Source organism: Actinoplanes sp. NPDC023714, from assembly GCF_040639855.1.
Taxonomy (GTDB): Bacteria; Actinomycetota; Actinomycetes; order Mycobacteriales; family Micromonosporaceae; genus Actinoplanes.
This window is the reverse complement of sequence record NZ_JBFAAR010000002.1, coordinates 163776-184702: the sequence shown is the minus strand read 5'-3', so window position 1 is coordinate 184702 and position 20927 is coordinate 163776. Positions and strand designations below refer to the sequence as shown.

Below are 20927 nucleotides of genomic sequence, written 5' to 3'. Positions count from 1 at the left end.
CGCTTCATTGGTAGACCCTCACGTAGTCGACGAGCATCCGGGACGGGAACGGGGTGGTGGCGTCGATCGGGCCGGGGAAGTCGCCGCCGACCGCCAGGTTGAGGATCAGGTAGAACTTGTGGTCGAAGATCCACGGGCCGCGGGTGTTCTCGACGGTGTCCTTGTTCGCGGTGAAGACCGGGCTGCCGTCGAGGAAGAACCGGATCCCCTTGCTGTCCCACTCGGCGGCCCAGACGTGGAAGTCCTGGGAGAGGTCGACGGTCGCGTACTTCTGGCCGTAACCGCCGGCGCCGTTGTAGGCCGGCGCGTGCAGCGTCGAGTACGCCTCACTCGTGTTGCGGCCGAGGACCTCCATGATGTCGATCTCGCCGTTGTACGGCCACGGCCGGCCCTGCAGGAAGTCGTCGCCCATCAGCCAGAACGCGGGCCAGAGGCCGTTGCCCTTCGGCACCTTGACCCGGGCCTCGATCCGCCCGTACTGGACCGAGAACTTGTTGCTCGTGTTCATCCGGTGGGAGGTGTAGTCGCGGCCGTTCGACGCTTCCTTGCGCGCCTCGATCACCAGGGCGCCGGTGCCGTTCATCGAGGCGTTCCGGCTGTCCGGCGTGTAGTACTGGACCTCGCCGTTCTGCGGGAACCCGGGGTCGTAGGTCCACTTCGCGGTGTCCGGCTTGCTGCCGGCCGCGCCGTTGAACTCGTCGGCGAAGACCAGCCGGGTCGCCGGGAAGACCGGATCGGCCGGCTTCGCGGGCGGCGGGGTCGGGCTGCCGCCGGTGCCGTAGACGCTGAACTCCCAGAGCGAGTAGCCGTACGCCGTGGCCCGTGCCGTGCCGTACATCCGGACGTAGCGGCCGGTCCCGGTGGCGTTGATGACGTCCTTGAGACCGTCACCGGTGGTCGTCGAGTAGATGGTGGTCCAGTTCGCGGCGTCCGCCGACACCTGGATCTGGTAGGAGCGGGCGTACGCCGGGTCCCACTGCAGCACCACCTGGCCGATCTGGGCGGTGGCGCCGAGGTCGACCTGGATCCAGCCGGGGTCGGTCCAGCCGCCGGTCGGGTTGGTGGCCCAGCGGCTGGCCGGGTCGTTGTCGAACGCCTTGTCGGCCGTGCAGGGGTTGCACTGCGGGTCGTTCTGCTCGGTCGACGCGCGTGCGGGTTTGGCGTAGGACAGCAGCCCGCTCGCCGGGTTCGCCACCTCGCCGGCGAAGACCTGGAACTCCCAGAAGGAGTAGCCGTAGGCCTCGAGCGCGCGCTGGGTGAGGTTCATCCGGACATAGCGCGCCGTGCCGGTCACCGGGATGCTCTGCTGCCCACCGGCGCCCGTCGTCGTGGAGTAGGCGGTCGTCCACGTGCTGCCGTTGCCGGAGAACTGGATCTGGAAGGCCTTCGCGTACGCCGCCTCCCAGTTGATCGCGACCCGGCTCACCGCCGTCGGCGCGCCGAGGTCGACCTGGAACCACTGCGTCGCGGCGAACGCGCTGGACCACCGGGTGCCGTTGTCGCCGTCGACGCCGGACGAGGCGGGGGTGCCGGCCCACTCGCTGGACGAGGCGGTGACCGGCTTGTTCTGCGAGACGAGGACTTCCGCGGCCGCGGCTGGGACAGCCAGGAACGCGGTGAGCAGGCCGCCGAGCGCGGCGGCGGATAACAGGCGACGTTTCATGGCGGGGACTCCTCGAGGGCGGGGACGCTGTGAAAGCGCTCTCTTGGACGACACTGTGAACCGGACGTAAAAGGCTGTCAATGCACCGGAAACATCGGGGAAGCGCTTTCTCACGGCATCGACGCAGCTCATCGGCGGGTCTCACGGGAAAGGCGCCCGCAGGTTCCGGAACCTGCGGGCGCCCATCGACGACTTTCAGGCTCGGTAGACCCCGAACTCCCACAGCGAGTAGCCGTAGCCGGTGGCGCGTGCCGTGCCGTTGACGCGGACATAGCGCCCGGAGCCGTTGACGGTGAGCTCGTCGAAGCCGCCGTCAGCACCCGCAGCGGTGTGAATCGTCCGGAAATTCACCCCGTCGTCGGATACCTGGATCATGTAGGCCGTGGCGTACGCCGCCTCCCACGCGAGCCGGACCCGGTTGAACGTCTGCACCGAGCCGAGGTCGACCTGGAGCCACGCCGAGTCCACCCATTCGCTGGCCCACCGCGTGCCGTAGTCGCCGTCGACCGCGTAGGCCGGCAACTGCGGCCCGTTCGTGCCGGTCGGCTGATGGCTCGACGCGGTGACCGGCCTGCCCCGGGACAGGTCGGCGCCGGGGACGGCCGGCGGGACGACCCGGATCGAGCGCTGCTCGATGCCGACGTTGCCGTGCCCGTCGTACGCGTAGACGTAGACCTTCCAGACGCCGAGCGCTTCGGGCGCCCGTACGGTGAAGGCTGTTGACCCTGTCCTTTCGAAGGACAGATGCGAGAGCCCGCGATTGCCGGTGATGTGCTTGTCACTGGCCATCAGGTGATAGCGGAGGAGATCACCTTGAGGATCACTCGCGGTCACGTTGACAGTGAAGGTTCCTCCGGCGGGCACGCTCGTCTGGTTGCTGACGGACATCGCGGTGATCTCCGGAGAGGTGTTCGGGGCGCTTTGCCCGGTATAGAGCGATCGGACCGCGTGGTAGCCGAGCCGCCGCCACCCGCCCGTCGTGGTGTTGAGCCAGACGCCGCCGAAGTCGTTCTCCAGACCGTAGTGGAAGAGTGTCGCGCCGAGTGCGACACCCGGGTGGCCGGTGATCGCGTTCCAGGACCGGATGTATCCGGATTTCTTCTCCAGGTCGGACGGTTCGGTCGGCACCCCGTTCGCGTCGTTCGGAACCTCCCACTCCCCCGCCGGACCGCCCTCGGTGAGGATGTAGGGCTTCGTGTAGCCGCCGGCGACCCAATCCCGCTTCACCGTGTCGATCGCGCCGTAGGAGTTGACCGCGAGCAGGTCGAGCGCCGGGGCGTGCGGACGGTAGTACGTCCAGGCGTGGGTGTAGGCGTCGGTCGAGGTCACCGGGTGGTTCGGGTCGGCCGCGTGGATGGCCACGGCGATCTCGTTGACGAACTTGGCGTAGGCGATGCGGCGGGCCTCGACGACCTCGGCGGTCAGCCCGTAGTTCTGCATCTCGAGGATGACCTCGTTGCCGACGTCCCAGAGGAGGACGCCTTGCCGGCTCTTGAGATCGTTGACCGTCTTCAGAATATCGGCCTTTATACTGTTTTTATATGAGGTGTCGTTCACGTAGTCCGCGCCGTGGTTCAACCACAGCCCGACGATCACCTTGATCCCGTGGCGGGCCGCCGTGTCGAGCAGCGCCGGCGTCGCGGCGTCCGGACCCCAGATGCGGATCGTGTTGACGCCCATGTTCGCGAGATCGCGCATGTACCCGTCGGCGGCGCCCTGCGGCGGGCCGTAGGTCATGCCCTTGACCAGCCACGGCGCGCCGTTGACGGTGAGTTGCCAGTTCCCCTGCGTACCCGTCACCTTGACGACGCTCGGCCCGGCCGGGACCGGCGGATCGGTCATGATCGTTGCTGTGCTGCCGGTCGCTCTCGCCACCGTCACCGAGTCGACGCTCAGCACCCCGCCCGAGGTGGTCGCGCCGGTCGGCGTCGTCCGGCCGTTGTTGATCGCGTTCGGCAGCGAGCCGCCGATCGCCAGGTCGAACCGCAGGTAGAAGCCGTGGTGCACGGCCGCCTGCCAGGCCGCCACGCCGACCTGCGACTCGCGGACCACCCAGGTCTGCCGGCCGTCGAGGTAGAAGCGGATCTCCTCGTCGGTCTTCGTCCGGTCGATGATCTGCGTGTACTCGTGGTAGCCGGTCTTGCAGCCGTCGCAGGTCGCGAACCCGGAGGAGCGCCCGTTGTACTCGGCGCACACCCCGTCGGGCGCGGTGCCGCAGTGCAGCGTCTGGGCGAGTTCCCCGCGCCCGTTCACGTCGGTCATGATGTCGGTCTCGCCGACCGACGGCCAGTTCGTGAAGTTCCCGCGGTAGGCCGCGCCGGTCGCCCGGAATCCCGGCCAGTACCCGAGGCCGTTCGCGACGTCCGGCTGCTTCAGCACGGCGGTGAACTTCAGCTGCTCACCGCGCTGCGGGCTGAAGTCGCTGCGCTGGGTCTCGATCCGGCCCGAGGTCCACCTGCCGCCGCCGTCGCGGATCGCCCTGATGGTGAGCCGGCCGGCGCCGTCGAGGGAGACGTTCGCTGTCGAGTCGCTGGCGGTCTCGACCGAGCCGGTCCCCCAGTTCGCGGCGCCGCCCGGGTATTGCGTCCCGGTCCGCATCAGCCAGTTCGCGCTGCTCGGGCTGGTGCCGGCCGGGCCGTCGAAGGTGTCGCTCCAGATGGTGGTGAAACCGTCGTTCTGCGGGGGCGCCGTCTCGCCGAACACCTGGAACTCCCACAGCGAGTAGCCGTAGCCGGTCCCCCGCTGCGTCAGGTTGAGCCGGACATATCGGGTTTGGGCGGTCACCGCGTGAGTCTCGGTGCCTCCGGCACCGCTGGTCACGGTCTTGAGGGTGGTCCAGGCGCTGCCGTCGGTCGAGCCTTGGATTTCGTACGCCCGGCCGAACGCGCCTTCCCAGCTCAGCACGACTCGGTCGATCGCGGTGACGGAGCCGAGGTCGACCCTTATCCACTGCGCGTCGGAGAACTGGCTCGACCAGCGGGTTCCGGTGTTGCCGTCGACGGCGTTGGCGGCCTGCCAGGCGTCACCCTCCTGCGACGACGCCGTGGCGGGCCTGCCCTGGGACAGCAGAACCTCGGCGGCCCGGGCCGGCGTGACCGCGGCGAATCCGAGCAGCGTGGCGACCAGCGCGACGAGGACGGACAGCCGCTTACTCATGATCTCTGTTCATTCTGGCACCGATTCGGGAAGGGGACGGAAAGCGCTCTCCAAGTGCGGCGATTGTTTCGCCCATGTTGCCGGACGTCAATAGAAAACGTCGCCGCTGCCGGTTCCGGAACCACCCCTCGTGATTGACATCGCCGGTTCCGGAACCGTCGCCCGTGATTGACATCGCCGGTTCCGGAACCGTCGCCCGTGATTGACATCGCCGGATCGCTGGTCGGAGACTGCGCGGGTGTCAGTGAATCGCCGGTCATTTCTCGTGGTGGCGTTGGCCGCCCTGACAGCCTGTTCCGGACCGCCCTCTTCCGCCCCCATCCCCGGGCCACTCCCCTCTCCCCCGCTTTTCACGGCGCCGGCGGCGTCCTCGCCCACCGCTCCCCGGGCCGCCTCCTCGCTCGTTCTGCCCTCCGCGGCCTCCTCGGTCTCCTCTCCGTCGGGCGCCTCCTCGGTCCTCCCTCCGTCGGGGGCCTCCTCGGTCCTCCCCCCGCCGGGCGCCTCCTCGGTCCACCCTCCGTCGGGCGCCTCCTCGGTCTTCCCTCCGGCCTTCTCGACGACCGACACGGCGTGGGTGGAGATCAGCATCGCGATGGATGAGCAGCTCCTCCCCCTGCTCGACCTGGTCCCCGCGCACGGCGCCGACGCCGCCCTGGGCGATTTGTCCACGCAGCTCGGGACGCGTACCCATGAGGGCTTGACCGAACTGCGTCGCCTCCACGACGCGGCGGGGCTGCCCGCGGAGAACCCGCACAAGGGCATGCCGATGCCCGGGATGGTGACGCCGGAACAGGTCACCGCGGCGGCCGCGACGACCGGCCCGGCGTTCGACGCCCTCCTCCGCACCCACCTCGCGGCGCACTTCGAGCAGTCCGCGAACCTGATCGATTCACTGTTGAAAACGGACAGCCCGCCGGAGATCGTCGCCCTCGCCGGCACCCGGAAAGCGACCGCCGAATTCGCTTTGGATTCTCTTTCCTGAAAAGTGTTATCGAGGAGGCCCGGGACCGTCGCCCCGGGCCTCCTCACTCATTCACGGCAATTCATAGTTCTCGTTCAGCGCGGCCCCACGCTCCGGCTTGTACAGATCGAATCCACGCGGGTTGCACTGCAGACCGCCGTTGATGCAGTGGCGGACCAGGGCGGCCAGCGTGGGCGGGTCCCAGACGTTGTAGACGTCGTAGTGGAACGAGTACCCCCGCCCACTGGAGAACCGGACCGCCGACATGTTCCCGCTGACCGGCCACGCCATCTTGAACTCGATCATCGGCACGGCGACCGGGTGCGACACCGGGCACACTCCGTTGACCGGGTACGACATGTGGCTCTTGTGGTCGGGCGTATCGAGGTGGACGCCGTTCCAGCAGCTCGGCGCCTGGTAGCGGACGTTGAGCTGGGTCCCGGCCGGGCAGTTCGCCGGGATGTCCCAGTTGAACGAGCTGTTCCCGCACTCGAAGCCCTCGACCGCGCCGGGCGCGTAGCGGAACTCGTCGAGCGTCGCGGTCGGGCTGCCCACCACATAGCGCAGCCCGGGCGGGAACGGCCGCACACTCCGGTAGTCGATCACTCCGGACTTGTAGTAGATGACCTGCGGGCCGTCCGGCTGCACCGCCTGATCGCCGTTGAGCAGCGTCGGCATCCAGTACCCGGTCTTGTCCCCGGGCGTGATGCACGACGTGCCGCCGGCCTGCAGGCTCTGCAGCGTCGAGTTCGCGTTCGTGGTCCGGTTGCCCATGAACGTGTGCGAGTGCGACGCCCCCGGCAGATTCGGGAACACGATCGGGTCGTCGTTCAGGTTCGTCCTGCTCACCGAGCAGTTGGCCTGGAACTCACGATGCGTCACCGGCGGGTTCTGCGCCGGCGGGATCGCGGTCGACGGCACCACCCCGGTGACCGGCGGGTTCGCATAGACGTACCCCGGCCCGCTGGTCGGCGGCGGCGTAGCGGTCGACGTCCCGTACACCTGGAACTCGTACAGCGAGTAGCCGTACCCGGTCCCCCGCTGAGTGCCGTACATCCGGACGTACCGCCCCGACCCGGCCACCGCGAGGGTCTGCTTCCCCCCGGTCGCCGTGCTGGTGCTGTAGATCGTGGTCCAAGCATTCCCGTCCGGCGACGTCTGGATCTGGAAGGCCTTCGCATAGGCCGCCTCCCAATCCAGCACGACCCGGTTGATCGAGGCCGGAGCCCCGAGATCCACCCGTAGCCACTGAGGATCGGCCCACTGACTGCCCCACCGGGTGTCGGCCCGCCCGTCGAACGCAGCGATAGCAGGCGACTCCCCATTCTCCAGCGACGACGCAAGCGCCGGCCGCCCCTGAGAGAGCAGGGTGTCAGCTGCCAGAGCGGACTGATTCCCCCCAACCAACAGCCCGCCGACGAGCACCAAGGCGCCAACCGACGCCACCAATCGTTTTCGCACAGTTGTCTCCTAAACATGAGGGACGGATCGGAGACTTGGAGAGCGCTTTCCAAGCATCAGCCACCCATAGCACCTCGTCAATCCCTACGAGGTTCCGGAACCCCGCAGCCAGCGCAGCTCTCAGGGCCCCGCCGTCGCCGTCACCACCGGCGGAATCGGCGCAGAGCCGTCACGGCCCTCGCGACCCCGGCAGCCCTCAACTCTCGGGGCCACCCCCTCCACATCTGGCCCGGACATCCGTTGCCTGCTGGCCCGGACACCCGTTGCCTGCTGGCCCGGACCCGTTGCCTGCCGGCCCGGACAACCCATCCACGCTGTTGCGAGAGCGGCGTTCGAATCAGCCGGCGAGCTCCCGACAGCAGCTCGAGGCCCACGTCCGGACCGGCTCGTGCGGGGCGACGGAAAGCGCTCTCCCCGTGCTATAACTTCGGGCATGCAGAGCCACCGGCTGCCCACGCTCGAAGACGTGGCACGCGTGGCGGGTGTCTCGCGCGCGACCGTATCCCGCGTCGTCAACGGCATCCGCAACGTCGACCCACAGCTGCACGAACAGGTGTGGAGCGCCGTGGAGCAGACCGGATACGTACCCAACAGACTGGCCCGCTCGCTGGTCACCCGCCGCACCGGAACCGTGGCCCTGGTCGTCTCCGACTCCGAGACCCACGACGACGACCCGTTCATGAGCCGCTTCTTCTCCGACCCGTACTTCGGCCGTGTCGTCGGCGGCCTCATGAGCGTCCTGCGCCCCGCCGGCATCCAGCTGGCCCTCCAGATGGTGGGCTCCGACGGCCACAAACGCCTCGTCGGCGACCTGCGCAACGGCCAGGCCGACGGCGCCGTGGTCCTCTCGCTTCCCGCACACGACCCCCTTCCCGGAATGCTCGCCGAAGCCGGCATCCCTGCCGTACTGATCGGCCGCCCCTCCGAACCGGTCCCGATCAGCTATGTGGACCTCGACAACTCAGCCGGCGCCGAACTGGCCGCCGACCGCCTGGCCTCCGCCCGCCCCATCACCGCGGCCAGCCCTGTCACCGCGGCCAGCCCGGCCGCCACGGTCAGCCCGGCCGCCACGGTCAGCCCGGCGGCAGCCAGCCCGGCCGCCGAGGTCGGCGCGGGCGCCGCGGTCAGCCCGGCGACTGCAGCCGGCGCGACCACCGCACCTCGTTCCGCCGACGATGACCTGACCATCGAGGACGCCGTCGTCGGCGCTCCACCCGCCGACCAACTCACGGCCAGGTCAGGAGGCAACGGCCACCACGCCACAGGACCTCGAGCCGCAGGTCGGCAGGCCGCCGGACTTCAAGCCACGAGACCGCAAGTCACCGGACCTCGAGCCGCACGCGGCTGCAACCGGCCCGCCATGATCTCCGGGCCGCCCGACGTGCCGGCCAGCGTCGATCGCATCTCCGGTTTCCGCCGGGCGATGGCACGGCATGGGCACGCGTGGCTGCCCTCGGCCAGCGGCAACTTCACCCAGGAGAGCGGCGCGACAGCCATGCGTACGCTGCTCGACGCCCGCCCCGACCTGGACGCCGTCTTCGTCGCCAACGACCTGATGGCCCTCGGCGCGTTGCTGGTCCTGCGGGACGCCGGGCGGCGCGTGCCCGAAGACGTGGCGGTGGTCGGCTTCGACGACTCGAGCGCCGCGCTGGCCGCACGGCCGGCTCTCACCACGGTCCGTCACCCCCTCGAGGACATGGCAGCGGAAGCGGCCCGGCTGCTGCTGACCCGGATCGACGACCCGTCAACCAGGGTCACCTCGGTCATCTTCGAGCCGACCCTGGTGTCTCGCCAGACCGCATGACCTGCACGGCCGGCCGACCGACCTGGCTGCGTGAGAATTCCCCGCCCGGACCACCGACGGCGTGAGACGAACGCTGCTTCGATTGCTCATGCCGTCCGTTCTACGCGCCCGGACCTAACACCGGCATTACAGCTCTTGTCACGCCGGTGTCATGCCCGCCCGGCCATCCTGGTGCCCATGCCGACCTCAGCGCTTTCCGAACTCCTCGGCCAGGACATATCTCGCCACCTGGTTCCCGAGCCGCACGCCCTGGACGTCTGCCGTGCGGAAGTGCACGCCGCCCCAGATCCGCGCCTCGGTCACCTCGGCGACCGCCTCGGAGAAGCCGTCGAAGTGCCGGACCGTCCCCGAGTCGGCGCTATATGCGCTGAACGGGATGTCGTCCCGCCCGAAGAACTGCCGCAGCGCCGTCATGATGGCCGCCGTCGAGCACGAGTGCCCGGACGTGTGGTCCGGGAAGGGCGGCGTGATCAGCAACGGCGTCCAGGCCGGATCGCCGCTGGTGGCCGGGTTGCCGTCGGTGTCGGCGAGCTGCACCGCGGTGACCGGCCGCCAGAAGTTCCACTGCCGCTTCTGCGTGAAACAGGCGATCGTCGAGTCGGCCCGGGCGATGTCGGCCATCGCGTACATCCGGGCGGTCTGCAGCGGAGTGAGCCGCTGGGTCTGGGCGATCTGCCGTTTGATCTCCCACTCGGTCTGGCGACGGTCGTGCCACCAGATCGCCGACTCGGTCTGGTCCTGCGTGCGGACCGTGCTCGCGGCTCCGCCGAGCGCCTTCACCTCGTTCAGGTCGCGGGCGTACGCGGCACTGGTCAACGCGGGCGGCCCCGCGGTCCTGAACATGTCGCCACGAGGGATGACGAACGGCCGGATGGCGTCGACCTGCGCGCCGTCCTGGGCGAACGCCGGCGGGGTGGGTCTCCACTGCCCCGGCTCGGTGCCCACGACCCAGGCGGCCTGAGCATCGGCGCCGTCCCCGGTCCGGGCTCTGATCATCGCGCCGGCCGCGGCCTCACCGGCCGCGATGCCGTCCCGCTTCGCGCGCCCGTTCCGGACCGTGGCGAGCGAGTCGGCGTACCAGGCGTCGAGTGTCGCGGACTGGGCGGGGAAGAGGCTGAGCAGAACACGATGGGCCGCCGTCGCGACGGCGGCGTCGAGGGAGGCGCCGCGGCGGACCTGCGGCGCGATCAGGTACGGCTCGTACGGCGTGCCGGACACCGCATTCGCCGCGTCGTAAACGGCACCCTGGACCATCGCGAACGTCCGGCCGTTGATGTACGGCGCCTGGCGCGCGACATCGTAAGCCGCGGTCTCCGAGTGCACGGCCCAGGTGATGACCATGTTCGGGGCGGAGGCCCACGCGTCGGTGGGAGTGACGACCAGCGGCACGGCGAGCAGGAGAGCTACCGCTCCCCGGATTCTGCGAAGCATGTCGGTGCACCCCCGTGGGTGGGCGGATCGGCCGTAGCTCAGCCTTCCGGCCTCCGCCCACCCGGGCAACACATCGACATACACCTATGTCAGGCGTTTCGTTTCATGACGGCTTCTGCGTCTTTGCCCACCTTCTGGGGTGGGTTCGGCCTACTTCTGGGCCGAACCGGGCTCGGCCATCTTGCGGTGCATCTCAGCCTTGAGGCGGTCGGGCATCACCTTCGCCCCGACCCCCTGCGCCTTCGTCTTCCAGGAGCCGGCCACCACCTTCTCCTTGTCCTTGCGCATCGCCTCGAAGCCCTGCTTCGCCACGAGCGCCGGGTCGTCCTTCTCGCTCGCGCCGACCTTCGTGTCGTCCATCTCGGCCCGGTGGAAGAAGTTGGTGTCGGTCGGGCCGGGCATGAGGGACGTCACCGTGACGCCGGTGTCGTTCAGCTCGGCCCGCAGCGCTTCGGCGAACGACTGCACGAACGACTTCGAGGCGTTGTAGACGGCCTGGTACGTGCCGGGCATCTCGGAGGCGATCGACGAGGTGAAGAGCACCTGACCGCCGCCCCTGGCGACCATGTCCGGCAGCACCCGCTTCGCCAGGTGCACCGTGGAGGTCACGTTCACGTCGATGATGTTGAGCTCGTCGGCGAGGTCGGTCTGGCGGGTGAAGTCGCCGCCGATGCCACGGCCGGCGTTGAGGGCGATCGCGTCCACCTGACGGCCGGACTCGAGGATCGCGGCGTAGACCTGCTCGACACCCTCGTACGTGGCCAGATCCGCCCGGACCGCGGTCACCTGATTCCGGCCGTCCCGCCGCAGGTCGGCTGCCGCCTGCTCGATCGCTTCATCCTCGGCGGTGACCAGCAGGTCGTACCCATGCTCGGCGAACTGCCGGGCCAGCTCATATCCGATACCGCTGGAGGCTCCGGTGATCACCGCGAACTCGTTGATTTCATCCGTCATGTCAGCTGGGATGCCCGGCCGGCGGGCAGTTAACCGGCTCGGCTCGATTTCCACTGCCGCTGAGCGTCTCGATCAGGCCACCGGACGGCAGCCCCTGGTAGTAGGCGCCGCCCGAGCAGATCCAGCGCGTCGGCAGCCAGGGGACCGCGAGAGTCTGCAGCGCGGTCGCGTTCGCCGCCTTCGACGTCCCGGCGGCCGTGGTGCCCCCGGAGGTCGATTGTGAACTGTCAAGAGGAGCAGCGATGCAGTACAACCTGATAGCTTTCGGCCACCGCAGCTCCCTGGTGGGAGTATCAGCGGATGCAACCCTCCCGCACGATCGTGCTCGTCGACGACCTGCGCTCGTTCACCGACGGGCGGATTGCTCTGGTGGCACGGACGAGCGCCGCCGGGGTACGGGTACTCGAAGACCTGAGGGACCGGCGGGTGGACGAGCTCTGGCTCGATCACGACCTCGGCGGCGAGGACACGATCTGGCCGGTGGTGGAGGTCCTGGAACGTGCAGCGTTCGAGGGGATCCCGTTCGACCTCGGGGTGATCTACGTGCACTCGGCCAACCCGGTCGGGGCCGGCAAGGTGGTGCAGGTGCTGCAGCGGTGGGGCTATCCGGTGCGGGTCGTCTCCGGATCGGCGGCGGGGCTGGAGGCGGGTCAGCAGACCCAGACGTAAAGGGAGCTCTCGGCCGCGACCGCGGTCCGGGCAAGGTCGGCGATCTCGGTCAGGAGGTCGGCCGCCAGTTCTTCCTCGATCTCCTCGTCCTCCTCGGCGCGGAGTTCGATCCACTGTTCGCCGAGCCGCTGCAGGGCCGGCCGGTCGGCGACCGAGAGGGCCCGGGTCAGGGACGCGGGAAAGGCCAGGACCACGGGTTCGTCGGCGCCACTGACCATGTCGGCGCCGCCGGCCTCCTCGATCTCCATGAGAGACCGGTCGGTGGCGAGGCTCTCCCACTCGGCGAGCGTGGTCCAGACGTCGAAGTTGCCGTATGTCGCCGACGGCAGGTCGTCCCCGGGTCCGCCCTCGGACAGCGCGGCGGCGGAGTCGTCGTCGGCCGCCACGAAGAAGGTGATGATTGAACTCATCGCCGCATTATGGTGCCAACCGCCTCACACCGGGGTCCCGGTTTCGGACGGCGACCTTCCTTGATCGACCGGCCTTCTGTCCGGACTGCAAGCGGGAAAGGATCTCCTGCGCGTCGCCCCGGTGGACCGGCGAACCAGGGCTGGCGCGGCTGTGGGTCAGGGCTCGGAGGCGGAGAGCGGCTGCGGTTCGGGGTTCGGAACTCGCGGGCGGCGGCGCGGGCGGAAGGTGAAGTAAAGGCCTAGGAGGACCGGGATTATGCAGATCAGCGGGGACAGGGCCCAGCCGATGATGGAGCGGGCCGGGAAGGGGGCGGCGTAGGGAGTCGGACCGCCGAAGGCTCCCTGCTGGAGGAGGTCTGCGGAGACGTCCATGGTCAGGACACCGTCGGGTGGGTCGAGGAGGGTTCTCGTCTGGCCGTCCGGCGTCAGGGCTTGGAGGGTGATGTGGCCGGTCTCGTACCAGCCGGTGTCGTTCCAGGCCTGGAATGAGGCGTCGCCCTTCGCGTCGCGGTGGGCGCCCTTCTCCGGCTCGTAGCGAAGGATGACGAGGTCACGGCCTTGGCTCCATCCCAGAGCGCGGATGGCGCTTCCGGTCACGGCGGATAGAGCAGGTCCTTCGGCCGGCTTTCCGGTTGTGGCGTTCAGATAGGTGACGGTCCAGGTTCGGGCGGCGAGGTCCTGCTCGTCGCAGTCGTCGAGGCAGCCCGACAGATTCGCGAGAGCTATGAGTCTGCCGTCCGGAGAGAAGGCGCCCGTGCCGGCGAGATAGGTGCGGTCGCCCAGAGGGGAGGTCCATACGGTTTTGCCGGTGCGGTCGACGAGCTGCAGCGATTCGCCTGACGTGACAGCCAAGTGGCGGCCGTCTGGAGCGAAGGCGGCGCGAGAGGCGGTACGCACCGGTGAGGAGAAGACGCGGTCGCCGATCGTCTGCGCCTTGCCCGACTCGAGGTCGAGCAGTGCCAGTGTGTCGTCGTAGCGGGACGCCAGCACGGAACGGCCGTCGGGGGCCCAGGCCACTGCACCGGACCAGTTCCCCTCGGGGTCATAGTGCTTCTCCGCGCCGGTGTCCAGGTCGGTGACCACGAGGCTGCTGTCGTCGTCGGAGGGGCCGGCCACGCGGCGGCCGTCCGGGGAGAGCAGCACGTCCTCGCCCGCGGCGATCGAGTCGACGCCGCCGTAGAGCAGGGTGCGGTACTCGCCGTTGCGGCCCACCACCGCGAGCTTGCCCTCGGCGTCGTAGATGTCGGAGCCGTTGAAGCCGAGGGTGTCGCCGCCTACCAGCACGGCGGCTCGGCCGGGCGCGTCCATCGCCACGGTGGCCTGCCACATCCAGGGCAGTTCGAGGCCGCCGGGGATCGTGTCGCCGGGTGCGCCACGCCAGGGTTGGGTCACGCCGAGGGCGGCGATGGCCACGACCGCGGTGGTGGACGCGACGAGCAAGATCTGCTTACGCACGCGGGCGAGTATGCCGGGTTGAGTCAAGAGATGCGCGGGCGAGGGCGGGCGCTGCCGTCGGACGGGTGCGGTTGGAGGGGCAGGGACTGGAGCCAGATGGATAGGGATTCGATTACGGGGAGGGTCAAGGTGTGGCCGCCGGGGTCGCGGTGGCTGGTGACGGTGGCTTCGGAGTCGTGGTGGAGGTAGGTCCAGGTGCGGTCTTGGAGATCTTTGGGGATGACGGTGTCCTGGTCGCCCTGGGCTACGAAGACGGGGACGGCTGAGAGATGGCCGGCTGTTACGGGGACGCCTGCTTCGAAGGGCAGGGTGCCGTAGAGGATGGCGGCTCCTGCGAAGCGGGCCGGGTCGTCCAACAGTAGGCCTCCGGCGAAGGCGGCTCCGCCGGAGAAGCCGATCAGCACCACGGGTCTGCCGGCAGGGGCTTCGAGCTCGAGCCATGCGCGGAACCAGTCGAGGCCTTCGCGGAGGGAGGAGGATATCGGGCGGCCGATGCCGCGGTTCGCGAACCAGGCGTAGCCGCCGCCCTCGGCAATCGGGGCGCGGACTGCGGCGTAGGCAGAACCCGTGGGGAGGTGCGCTGTCAGGCTCAGGATCTCCTGCTCGTGGGAGCCTCGGCCGTGGAGGAGGACTACGAGCGGTGCGGTGCGGTCGGTGGAGCCGTCGCGTGCCACCACGGGGGCGTCAGTTGTTGCCACGTCAACGAAAGTAAACGGATAAAGGTTGAAGCGTCAAACTTTTGGATTGAGGAGGTGTTATCGGGGACGACCGAAGGTCCACTTCGGAAGAATTACGCTGAGTGATGAACGAGCTACCTGGTCCGGGCGTATCCACTGTTGCCGGGATCACACCGGCCTACGGAGGAGGACATCATGACGGTCCGGGAACTGCACCGCCAGGAGGCACAACATCACTCCGGCGCGATCTTGCGAAGCCACGGACGGTTTGCTCGCCAGTTCGAGGTCGACGGTCACGTGATCACGCTCGGTGTGGAGCCGGGGGTTCGTGGTGGGCTGTACTACCTGCCATCGGCGCCGCGGTGGGACGACGGTACGCCGGTGCCGCGGGAGATCGTGTCCACGCTTCAGCCGATCATCGAAGAGGTGGAGCGGTTCTGGGGGACTTGGCCTGAGTTCCGGGCGGTTCTCTAGACGGTCTCTCGGCGGGCGCTGCCGGGCGAGCGCTGGTGGGCGAGCACTGCCGGGCGGGTGCTGGTGGGCGGGCGCGGCCGGGCGGGTGCTGGTGGGCGGGCGCGGCCGGGCGGGTGCCGGTGGGCGGGCGCGGCCGGGCGGGTGCCGGTGGGCGGGCGCTGCCGGGCGGGTGCCGGTGGGCGGGCGCTGCCGGGCGGGTGCCGGTGGGCGGGCGCTGGTGGGCGGGTGCTGGGGTCAGTTCGGGTTGTTGATGGTGGTCGTGGGCTGCTGGTCGTCGGACGGGTTGTCGTCGCCGGACATTCTCACGGGGACTGCCAGGAGGATCAGGGCTGACAGGACGGCTATCGCTGTTCGCCATTTGCGCAGGGAACGCCACCAGGGCAGGGCCCAGAGGGTCAGCCAGAGGGCCAGGAAGATGGCTACATGTTCGCCGATCATGCCTAGGGTGATCTCTTCGCAGCCGTTGGCGGTTGCTACGTCGTGGCACATGGCGGGTGGTTGGTCGCCGGTGAGCATGACTACGGCGAGGATCATCGTCAGCGGTGGGGCGATCACTATGGTGGCGATCGGGGTCATCAGCCAGCTGGTCAGGTCGCGTTCGCGGTGGGGCTTCGGCGTTTGCGGACCCGGGGAGGCGATGTGCGAGCCCGAGGAAGCGATGTGCGGGCCCGGAGAGCCGACGTGCGGGCCTGGGGAAGCGATGTGCGGGCCCGGGTAGGCGACGTGTGGGCCTGCCGGGGAAGGGCTGTGCGGGCTGCGTGGGGTACTGAGGTGATCTGCGGCCGGGTTCGGGGGTGCGAGCGCATCCTGGGGACTGGGAGCCTCGGCCGTTGGATCGATGGGCATGGTTGGCGATCGTAGGTCATGGCGGCTTCGGGTGGAGGGGTGCCACGGAAGTCGGCCGGTGGCTCCGGCGGCGGCAGCGTTGGAGGCTTCGGCGCACCGGAACTCGGCGACCGGAGAGAAGGCGCCCCGGAACTGGGTGGCCGGCGAGAAGGCGCACCGGAACTGGGTGGCCGGCAAGAGGGTGCGCCGGAACAGGGCGACCGGGGAGAGGGCGCACCGGGACACGGCGGGCGGCGAGAAGGCGCCCCGGAACACGGCGGGCCGCTGGAAGGCGCACCGGAACACGGCTGCCGGGTCAGCGGGAGAGGTTGTGCTTTCGGTGGGTGGCTTTGGCGACCAGGCTTGCCGGTAGCAGGCGGCGCAGGGCGAAGACCGCCGGGGCGTTGCTGCCCACCGCGTAGAGCTGTTTCGGCCTCGGTGACTCGATCGCCTTGACGATTGTCTCGGCCACCTGGGCGGCGGAGATGCCCCGGCTCTCGTTGTGGTCGAGCGCCGCCAGCATCCTGTCGAACTCGGGGCGGTGCGGGGATCCGGGGGCAATGTATTTGGTGCGGCGCTCGCTGATGCCGGTGTTGATGGAGCCGGGTTCCACGGTGGTGAGCCAGACACCGTACGGGGAGTATTCGTGGCGGGCGCCGTTGCTGAAACCCTTGATCGCTGCCTTCGAGGCCACGTAGGAGGAGCGGTAGGCCAGCGGGAACGAGGCCAGCATCGAGCCGACCATGACGACCCGGCCGTAACCGCGCTCGCGCATGCCGGGCAGGGCCAGCTGGGCCAGGCGCACCGGGCCCAGGACGTTCACCTGGAAGAGCCTGCGCAGCGCGTCGGCCGGCAACTCCTCGAGCGGGCCCGACTGGCTCTCCCCCGCGTTGTTGACCAGCACGTCCACTCCGGCCAGCACGTCCGCGAGACCTTCGATCGAGGCGTCGTCGGTGAGGTCGAGGGCGATGTATTCGACGCCGTCGGCCGGGTGGGCGACCGCGTCGGGGTTGCGGCTCGTGCCGAGGACCCGGTAGCCGCGGCCCGCCAGGGCGGCTGCGGTGGCCAGGCCGATTCCCGAGGATGCTCCGGTGATCAGGGCGGTGCGCTTCACCGGTGCACCATAACGTCAATCATTCTTGTGTACGAGGACCGCGAGCAGAACCGGGGCGACACCGGCGACCACCGCCGCCAGCGCCATGACCGGGTCACCGGAGCGGAACGCCGCCCAGGTGTTCAGCGCGGCGATCACCACGATCACGGCGAGCGCCAGCCAGAGCAGGCCGGACAGGGCGCGGCGGGCGGCGGCAGGGACCTGCGAGGTCTGTGCGGTCAACGGTCGCTCCCTCTTCGACGGCTCTACCCACTCAGCGGTTCGCGGCGGCGAAGTGTCACTACCCGTTCATGGTGCGATCGAACCGGCGACGATGTCCGCCTCCGTTCCGGCGAGGACACCCCGGACCGCGGCCAGCAGTTCGTCGTCGGCGCCGAGGCCGGCCAGGACGCCGATCAGGTAGGCGCCCACCAGGTCGTAGTGCGGCGGGGTGATCGCGAGCCGGGCGTGGGCCAGGCGGAGATCGCGGCCGGTGTAGGCGGACGGGCCGCCGAGGACCTGGGTCAGCAGGGCGGTCATGTGGTCCTTGAGCCGGGGGATGTCGACGCCGGCGAAGTACGGGGACAGGCGGTCGTCGGTCAGCACGACCCGGTAGAGGGCTTCGACCGCGGCGGTGACGGCCGGCGCTCCCCCGGCCCGCGCGTAAAGGGTGTCCACGCCGAAAAGGTAAAGGGTGTCCACGCCGGCGAGATAGACAAGTGACGATGCCACTCGCTGTCGGATCGTGGACTGAGAGAAGAGGGGCGCAACCACTCACGCAGGCCGCCCGGCGCGGGAGCGAAGCGACCCGCGCCGGGCCCTCGGCGTGAGCGGCGGTCTGCACCACCCGCCCCGCTGCGACCGGCACTTGAAATTGATCTATGCCCTCATGACCGTCGCGATCGGGATGCCGGCCGCGCGGATGGCCGGGATGAAGCCGCCGAGGATGCCGGCTATCAGGCCCGCGATGATGCCGGCCACGCCCGCGTCCCAGGGGAACTGGACGTTGGCGAGCAGCGGCTCCGAATCGCCGAGGAACATCGACACGATCTTGAGGCCGGCCACCCCGGCGCCGATCGCGGCGGCCGCCGTCAGCAGGCCGGTCAGCATCGTCTCGGCCAGCACGATGCCGGCGAGCAGGGCACGGGGCGTGCCGACCGCGCGGCGCAGGGCGAACTCCTCGACGCGCTCGCCGACCGTGGCGAGACCGACGTTGAGGATGCCGGCCACGCCGATCAGCAGGACCAGGCCGGCCATCGAGAGGAAGACCAGCCTCATCAGCATGAGCTGCTTCTCCATCTGCTTGCGGTTCTCGACGACGTTGACGTAGGACTCGGCGCCGGCCCCCTTCAGGCGGGTGGTGAGCACCTGCTCGACCGGGCTGCCCTGGACCGTCATGACCGTGATGCCCTGTCCGTAGTTCGGGTCCATCAGGCTGCTCGCCGGCAGCCAGTTGGTCAGCTCGTCCTGGCGGACGTAGGCGCGCGGCTGGAAGTCGCCGTCGTGGACCACGCCGACGATCTGAGGGGTCAGGTTCGCCTTCGCGCCACGGACGCGCATCTCGGCGGGCACCCGGTGGTCGCGGAAGCCCTTCGCGGCCTCCTCGTTGATGACGATCTTCGGGGCCATCGCGGGGACCGTGCCGGCCTTCAGCCAGTCGCCGGAGACCGGGCGCAGCGGGCGGAACGACAGCAGGTCGCCGCTCACCGCCGTGAGCATCACCTCGATGGCCTCGCCGGTGGGCGGCCCGGGCACGCAGTTGCCGGCGTCGTCGCAGACCTCGGTGGTGCCCCAGCTGCCGGCCTGGTCGAACGGCGAGGCGCCCGGGTTGATCGGGCTGACGCCGGGCTCGCCGATGATCGCCTGGGTGTAGACGAGGCTCACGGCGTCGTCGCGGCCCTTCATCGTGTCGGCGACGATGGCCGGCGACTTCTCGTGCGGCATCACGTCGATCACCACGGTGCCGTCGAAACCGGACTGCAGCTCGACGTCGGACATCAGCGCGCGCTCGGCGATGCTCGCGCCGGCCTGGACCGTCACGACGGCGAGCACGCCCAGGAACAGGCTGATCATCGAGAGCAGGGTGCGGAGCTTGCGGGCCCGGATGCCCTGGATGCCGATGATCAGCGAGGACCGGAACCGGCCGGAGAAGCGCATCATGCGAGCACCCCGTCGACGAGGCTCAGCGTGCGGCCCATCCGGGCGGCGTGGTCGCGGTCGTGGGTGACCAGGATCAGCGCGCAGCCGCGGTGGGTGGCCGCCGACAGGGCGTCGATCACGGCGGCGCCGGTCTCGGTGTCGAGCGCGCCGGTCGGCTCGTCGGCCAGCAGCACCCGCGGGTCCCGGACCAGCGCGCGGGCGATCGCGACCCGCTGCTGCTCGCCGCCGGACATCTTGGCCGGCCGGTTCTTCGCGAGATGCGCGATGCCGACCTGGTCGAGCGCCTCCAGCACGCGCAGCCGGCGCTGCCGCCGGGGCAGCCAGCCCTGCCCGTTGACCAGGGCCATCGCCACGTTCTGCGCGGCCGTCAGATGCTTGAGCAGGAAGAAGCGCTGGAAGACGAACCCGAAGTGCGAGCTGCGCAGCTTCGCGGCCTTCCGCTCGGGCAGCCGGCTGATGTCCTCGCCGGCCAGCAGGTAGCGGCCGGCGTCCGGCCGGTCGAAGAGGCCGAGAATGGACAGCAGGGTGCTCTTGCCGGAGCCGGACCGGCCGACGATCGCGGCGCTCTCCCCCGCGTGCACGGTCAGGTCGACGCCGTCGAGGATCGTGCGCGGCTGCTCCTGGCCCTTGAGGACCTTGCTGACGCCTTCCAGGGAGATAAGCGGCTGGTTCATCCGGGCTGCCCCGGCTGCGCCTCGGCGGTCGGCAGGTTCGGGCCCGGGATCGCGATCGTCTCCTCGCCGGTGAGACCCTTCTTGATCTCGATGACCTTGCCGTCGGTGAGGCCCAGGGTCACGTCGACGGTCTTCCGGTTCTGGTTCTCGTCGACGACGTCGACCTTGCCCTTGCCCTGGGTGCCGGCGACCGCCTCGACCGGCAGCACCATGACGTCCTCGGCCTTGCCGGTCACCACCTCGAGGGTCACCTCGGCGCCGTTGATCAGGGTGACCGTCGGCGGCGGGGTGCAGACGAGCTGGAGACCGGTGGCCTCGGAGCCTTCGGGAACATCGACGGGCTGCTCGGGCTGAACCGGGGCTCCCGAAGGGCTTGTTGTCGGCGCCGTCGTCGGCGGCGGCTCCGGGATGGTGCCGGCCGGCAGGGCCGCGATCGTGCCCTTCGGCTTGCACTTGAACGGGCCGGGACCGTTCTTGATCTGACCGGTCACGCTCGACACGGCGCCGGAGATCCGGTACGCCTGCGCGCTGTCGATGTTCGCGACGATGCCGTACCCGGAGTGCCGGGCCGAGACGATCGGCATGCCCTTCGCGACCGTCGAGCGGTCCTCCATGAGCCGGCCCGCCATGATCGAGCCCTTCGGGATGACGACCTCGCGCGGCTGGCCGTTCTTCCACACCGTGGCGACCCAGAGCGCCTCCTCGGCCGGCTTCGCCGACGGCTTGCGCTGTACGTACCGCACCTCGCCGCCGATCGGCGCGACCACGCCGAAGACCGGGTCGATGGCGACCTTGCCGGCCAGGCTGATCTTGTTGGTGAGATCCTGCCGCTCGGCCTTGACCGTGGTCAGGACGGTGCCGCGCTCCTCGAGGCCGGGCGTCTGGGCCGTCTCCTGCTCGGAGGTGCAGCCGGCGAGCAGCAGCACGGCCGCCGCTGTCACCGCTCCCGCACGTTGTCTTCTCACGGTGCCTCTTCCGCCGGGCCGGGCGGCTACCCGGCAGTGATGATCTCTGATGCGCTGCGGGCACGGTACAGGACCGTCGCAACGTCGACACAGGG

General features: G+C 69.6%; 21 protein-coding genes. 4 read left to right on the top strand and 17 right to left on the bottom strand.

Annotated features, from left to right (window positions below):
* Positions 1-4: 4 nt before the first annotated feature.
* The 3 genes from AB0G10_RS08640 to AB0G10_RS08630 all read right to left on the bottom strand — a co-directional run bounded on the left by AB0G10_RS08640 (position 5) and on the right by AB0G10_RS08630 (position 5407).
* Positions 5-1663, bottom strand: coding sequence for a discoidin domain-containing protein (locus AB0G10_RS08640; RefSeq protein WP_360918152.1), 1659 nt, complete (start codon positions 1661-1663; stop codon positions 5-7).
* A 195-nt stretch (positions 1664-1858) separates the two neighbouring features.
* Positions 1859-4819, bottom strand: a complete 2961-nt coding sequence (locus tag AB0G10_RS08635; protein ID WP_360918151.1) for a discoidin domain-containing protein — start codon at positions 4817-4819, stop codon at positions 1859-1861.
* Positions 4820-4906: 87 nt separating this feature from the next.
* Positions 4907-5407: a hypothetical protein gene (locus AB0G10_RS08630; protein WP_360918150.1), complete on the bottom strand. Its 501-nt coding sequence runs from the start codon at positions 5405-5407 to the stop codon at positions 4907-4909.
* Between the two features lie 4 nt (positions 5408-5411).
* Here AB0G10_RS08630 and AB0G10_RS08625 point away from each other — a divergent pair, with 4 nt between their 5' ends.
* Complete coding sequence (locus AB0G10_RS08625; RefSeq protein WP_360918149.1) at positions 5412-5801, top strand: DUF305 domain-containing protein; 390 nt, start codon at positions 5412-5414, stop codon at positions 5799-5801.
* A 51-nt stretch (positions 5802-5852) separates the two neighbouring features.
* Here AB0G10_RS08625 and AB0G10_RS08620 read toward each other — a convergent pair whose 3' ends face one another.
* Positions 5853-7205: a DUF1996 domain-containing protein gene (locus tag AB0G10_RS08620; RefSeq protein WP_360920652.1), complete on the bottom strand. Its 1353-nt coding sequence runs from the start codon at positions 7203-7205 to the stop codon at positions 5853-5855.
* A gap of 469 nt (positions 7206-7674) precedes the next feature.
* On the opposite strand from AB0G10_RS08620, the gene AB0G10_RS08615 reads away from it, so the two are divergent.
* Entirely contained in the window at positions 7675-9045 is a 1371-nt protein-coding gene (locus AB0G10_RS08615; RefSeq protein WP_360918148.1) for a LacI family DNA-binding transcriptional regulator, read from the top strand.
* Between the two features lie 186 nt (positions 9046-9231).
* Here the strand turns inward: AB0G10_RS08615 and AB0G10_RS08610 are convergent, their stop codons facing one another.
* From AB0G10_RS08610 to AB0G10_RS08600, 3 genes are all read right to left on the bottom strand, one after another.
* Positions 9232-10476, bottom strand: coding sequence for a vanadium-dependent haloperoxidase (locus AB0G10_RS08610; protein ID WP_360918147.1), 1245 nt, complete (start codon positions 10474-10476; stop codon positions 9232-9234).
* Positions 10477-10626: 150 nt separating this feature from the next.
* Entirely contained in the window at positions 10627-11430 is an 804-nt protein-coding gene (locus tag AB0G10_RS08605; protein ID WP_360918146.1) for an SDR family NAD(P)-dependent oxidoreductase, read from the bottom strand.
* Between the two features lies 1 nt (position 11431).
* Positions 11432-11683 carry a hypothetical protein gene (locus tag AB0G10_RS08600; RefSeq protein ID WP_360918145.1) on the bottom strand — a complete coding sequence of 84 codons (252 nt, stop codon included), beginning with the start codon at positions 11681-11683 and terminating at the stop codon, positions 11432-11434.
* A 47-nt stretch (positions 11684-11730) separates the two neighbouring features.
* Here AB0G10_RS08600 and AB0G10_RS08595 point away from each other — a divergent pair, with 47 nt between their 5' ends.
* Positions 11731-12099 (top strand): cyclic-phosphate processing receiver domain-containing protein, encoded by a 369-nt coding sequence (locus AB0G10_RS08595; protein ID WP_360918144.1) that lies wholly within the window; start codon positions 11731-11733, stop codon positions 12097-12099.
* Here the strand turns inward: AB0G10_RS08595 and AB0G10_RS08590 are convergent.
* The 3 genes from AB0G10_RS08590 to AB0G10_RS08580 form a co-directional block, all read right to left on the bottom strand.
* The gene (locus tag AB0G10_RS08590) at positions 12081-12509 is read right to left on the bottom strand and encodes a hypothetical protein (protein WP_360918143.1); all 429 of its coding nucleotides are present in this window, start codon (positions 12507-12509) and stop codon (positions 12081-12083) included. The two genes, AB0G10_RS08595 and AB0G10_RS08590, sit on opposite strands and share 19 nt — an antisense overlap.
* Positions 12510-12665: 156 nt before the next feature.
* The gene (locus AB0G10_RS08585) at positions 12666-13964 is read right to left on the bottom strand and encodes a WD40 repeat domain-containing protein (protein ID WP_360918142.1); all 1299 of its coding nucleotides are present in this window, start codon (positions 13962-13964) and stop codon (positions 12666-12668) included.
* A 23-nt stretch (positions 13965-13987) separates the two neighbouring features.
* Complete coding sequence (locus tag AB0G10_RS08580) at positions 13988-14662, bottom strand: hypothetical protein (RefSeq protein WP_360918141.1); 675 nt, start codon at positions 14660-14662, stop codon at positions 13988-13990.
* Between the two features lie 174 nt (positions 14663-14836).
* Between AB0G10_RS08580 and AB0G10_RS08575 the strand changes: the two genes are divergently transcribed.
* Entirely contained in the window at positions 14837-15115 is a 279-nt protein-coding gene (locus AB0G10_RS08575) for a hypothetical protein (RefSeq protein ID WP_360918140.1), read from the top strand.
* Positions 15116-15349: 234 nt separating this feature from the next.
* Here the strand turns inward: AB0G10_RS08575 and AB0G10_RS08570 are convergent, their stop codons facing one another.
* From AB0G10_RS08570 to AB0G10_RS08540, 7 genes are all read right to left on the bottom strand, one after another.
* Positions 15350-15691 (bottom strand): hypothetical protein, encoded by a 342-nt coding sequence (locus AB0G10_RS08570; RefSeq protein ID WP_360918139.1) that lies wholly within the window; start codon positions 15689-15691, stop codon positions 15350-15352.
* A 565-nt stretch (positions 15692-16256) separates the two neighbouring features.
* Positions 16257-17054, bottom strand: a complete 798-nt coding sequence (locus AB0G10_RS08565) for an SDR family oxidoreductase (RefSeq protein WP_360918138.1) — start codon at positions 17052-17054, stop codon at positions 16257-16259.
* A 15-nt stretch (positions 17055-17069) separates the two neighbouring features.
* Complete coding sequence (locus AB0G10_RS08560; protein ID WP_360918137.1) at positions 17070-17276, bottom strand: hypothetical protein; 207 nt, start codon at positions 17274-17276, stop codon at positions 17070-17072.
* A gap of 66 nt (positions 17277-17342) precedes the next feature.
* Entirely contained in the window at positions 17343-17711 is a 369-nt protein-coding gene (locus tag AB0G10_RS08555; protein ID WP_360918136.1) for a group 1 truncated hemoglobin, read from the bottom strand.
* A gap of 201 nt (positions 17712-17912) precedes the next feature.
* Entirely contained in the window at positions 17913-19193 is a 1281-nt protein-coding gene (locus tag AB0G10_RS08550) for an ABC transporter permease (protein WP_360918135.1), read from the bottom strand.
* Positions 19190-19867 carry an ABC transporter ATP-binding protein gene (locus AB0G10_RS08545; protein WP_360918134.1) on the bottom strand — a complete coding sequence of 226 codons (678 nt, stop codon included), beginning with the start codon at positions 19865-19867 and terminating at the stop codon, positions 19190-19192. Before AB0G10_RS08545 ends, AB0G10_RS08550 begins: the two co-directional genes overlap by 4 nt.
* Entirely contained in the window at positions 19864-20832 is a 969-nt protein-coding gene (locus AB0G10_RS08540) for an efflux RND transporter periplasmic adaptor subunit (protein WP_360918133.1), read from the bottom strand. Before AB0G10_RS08540 ends, AB0G10_RS08545 begins: the two co-directional genes overlap by 4 nt.
* Between the last annotated feature and the right edge of the window lie 95 nt (positions 20833-20927).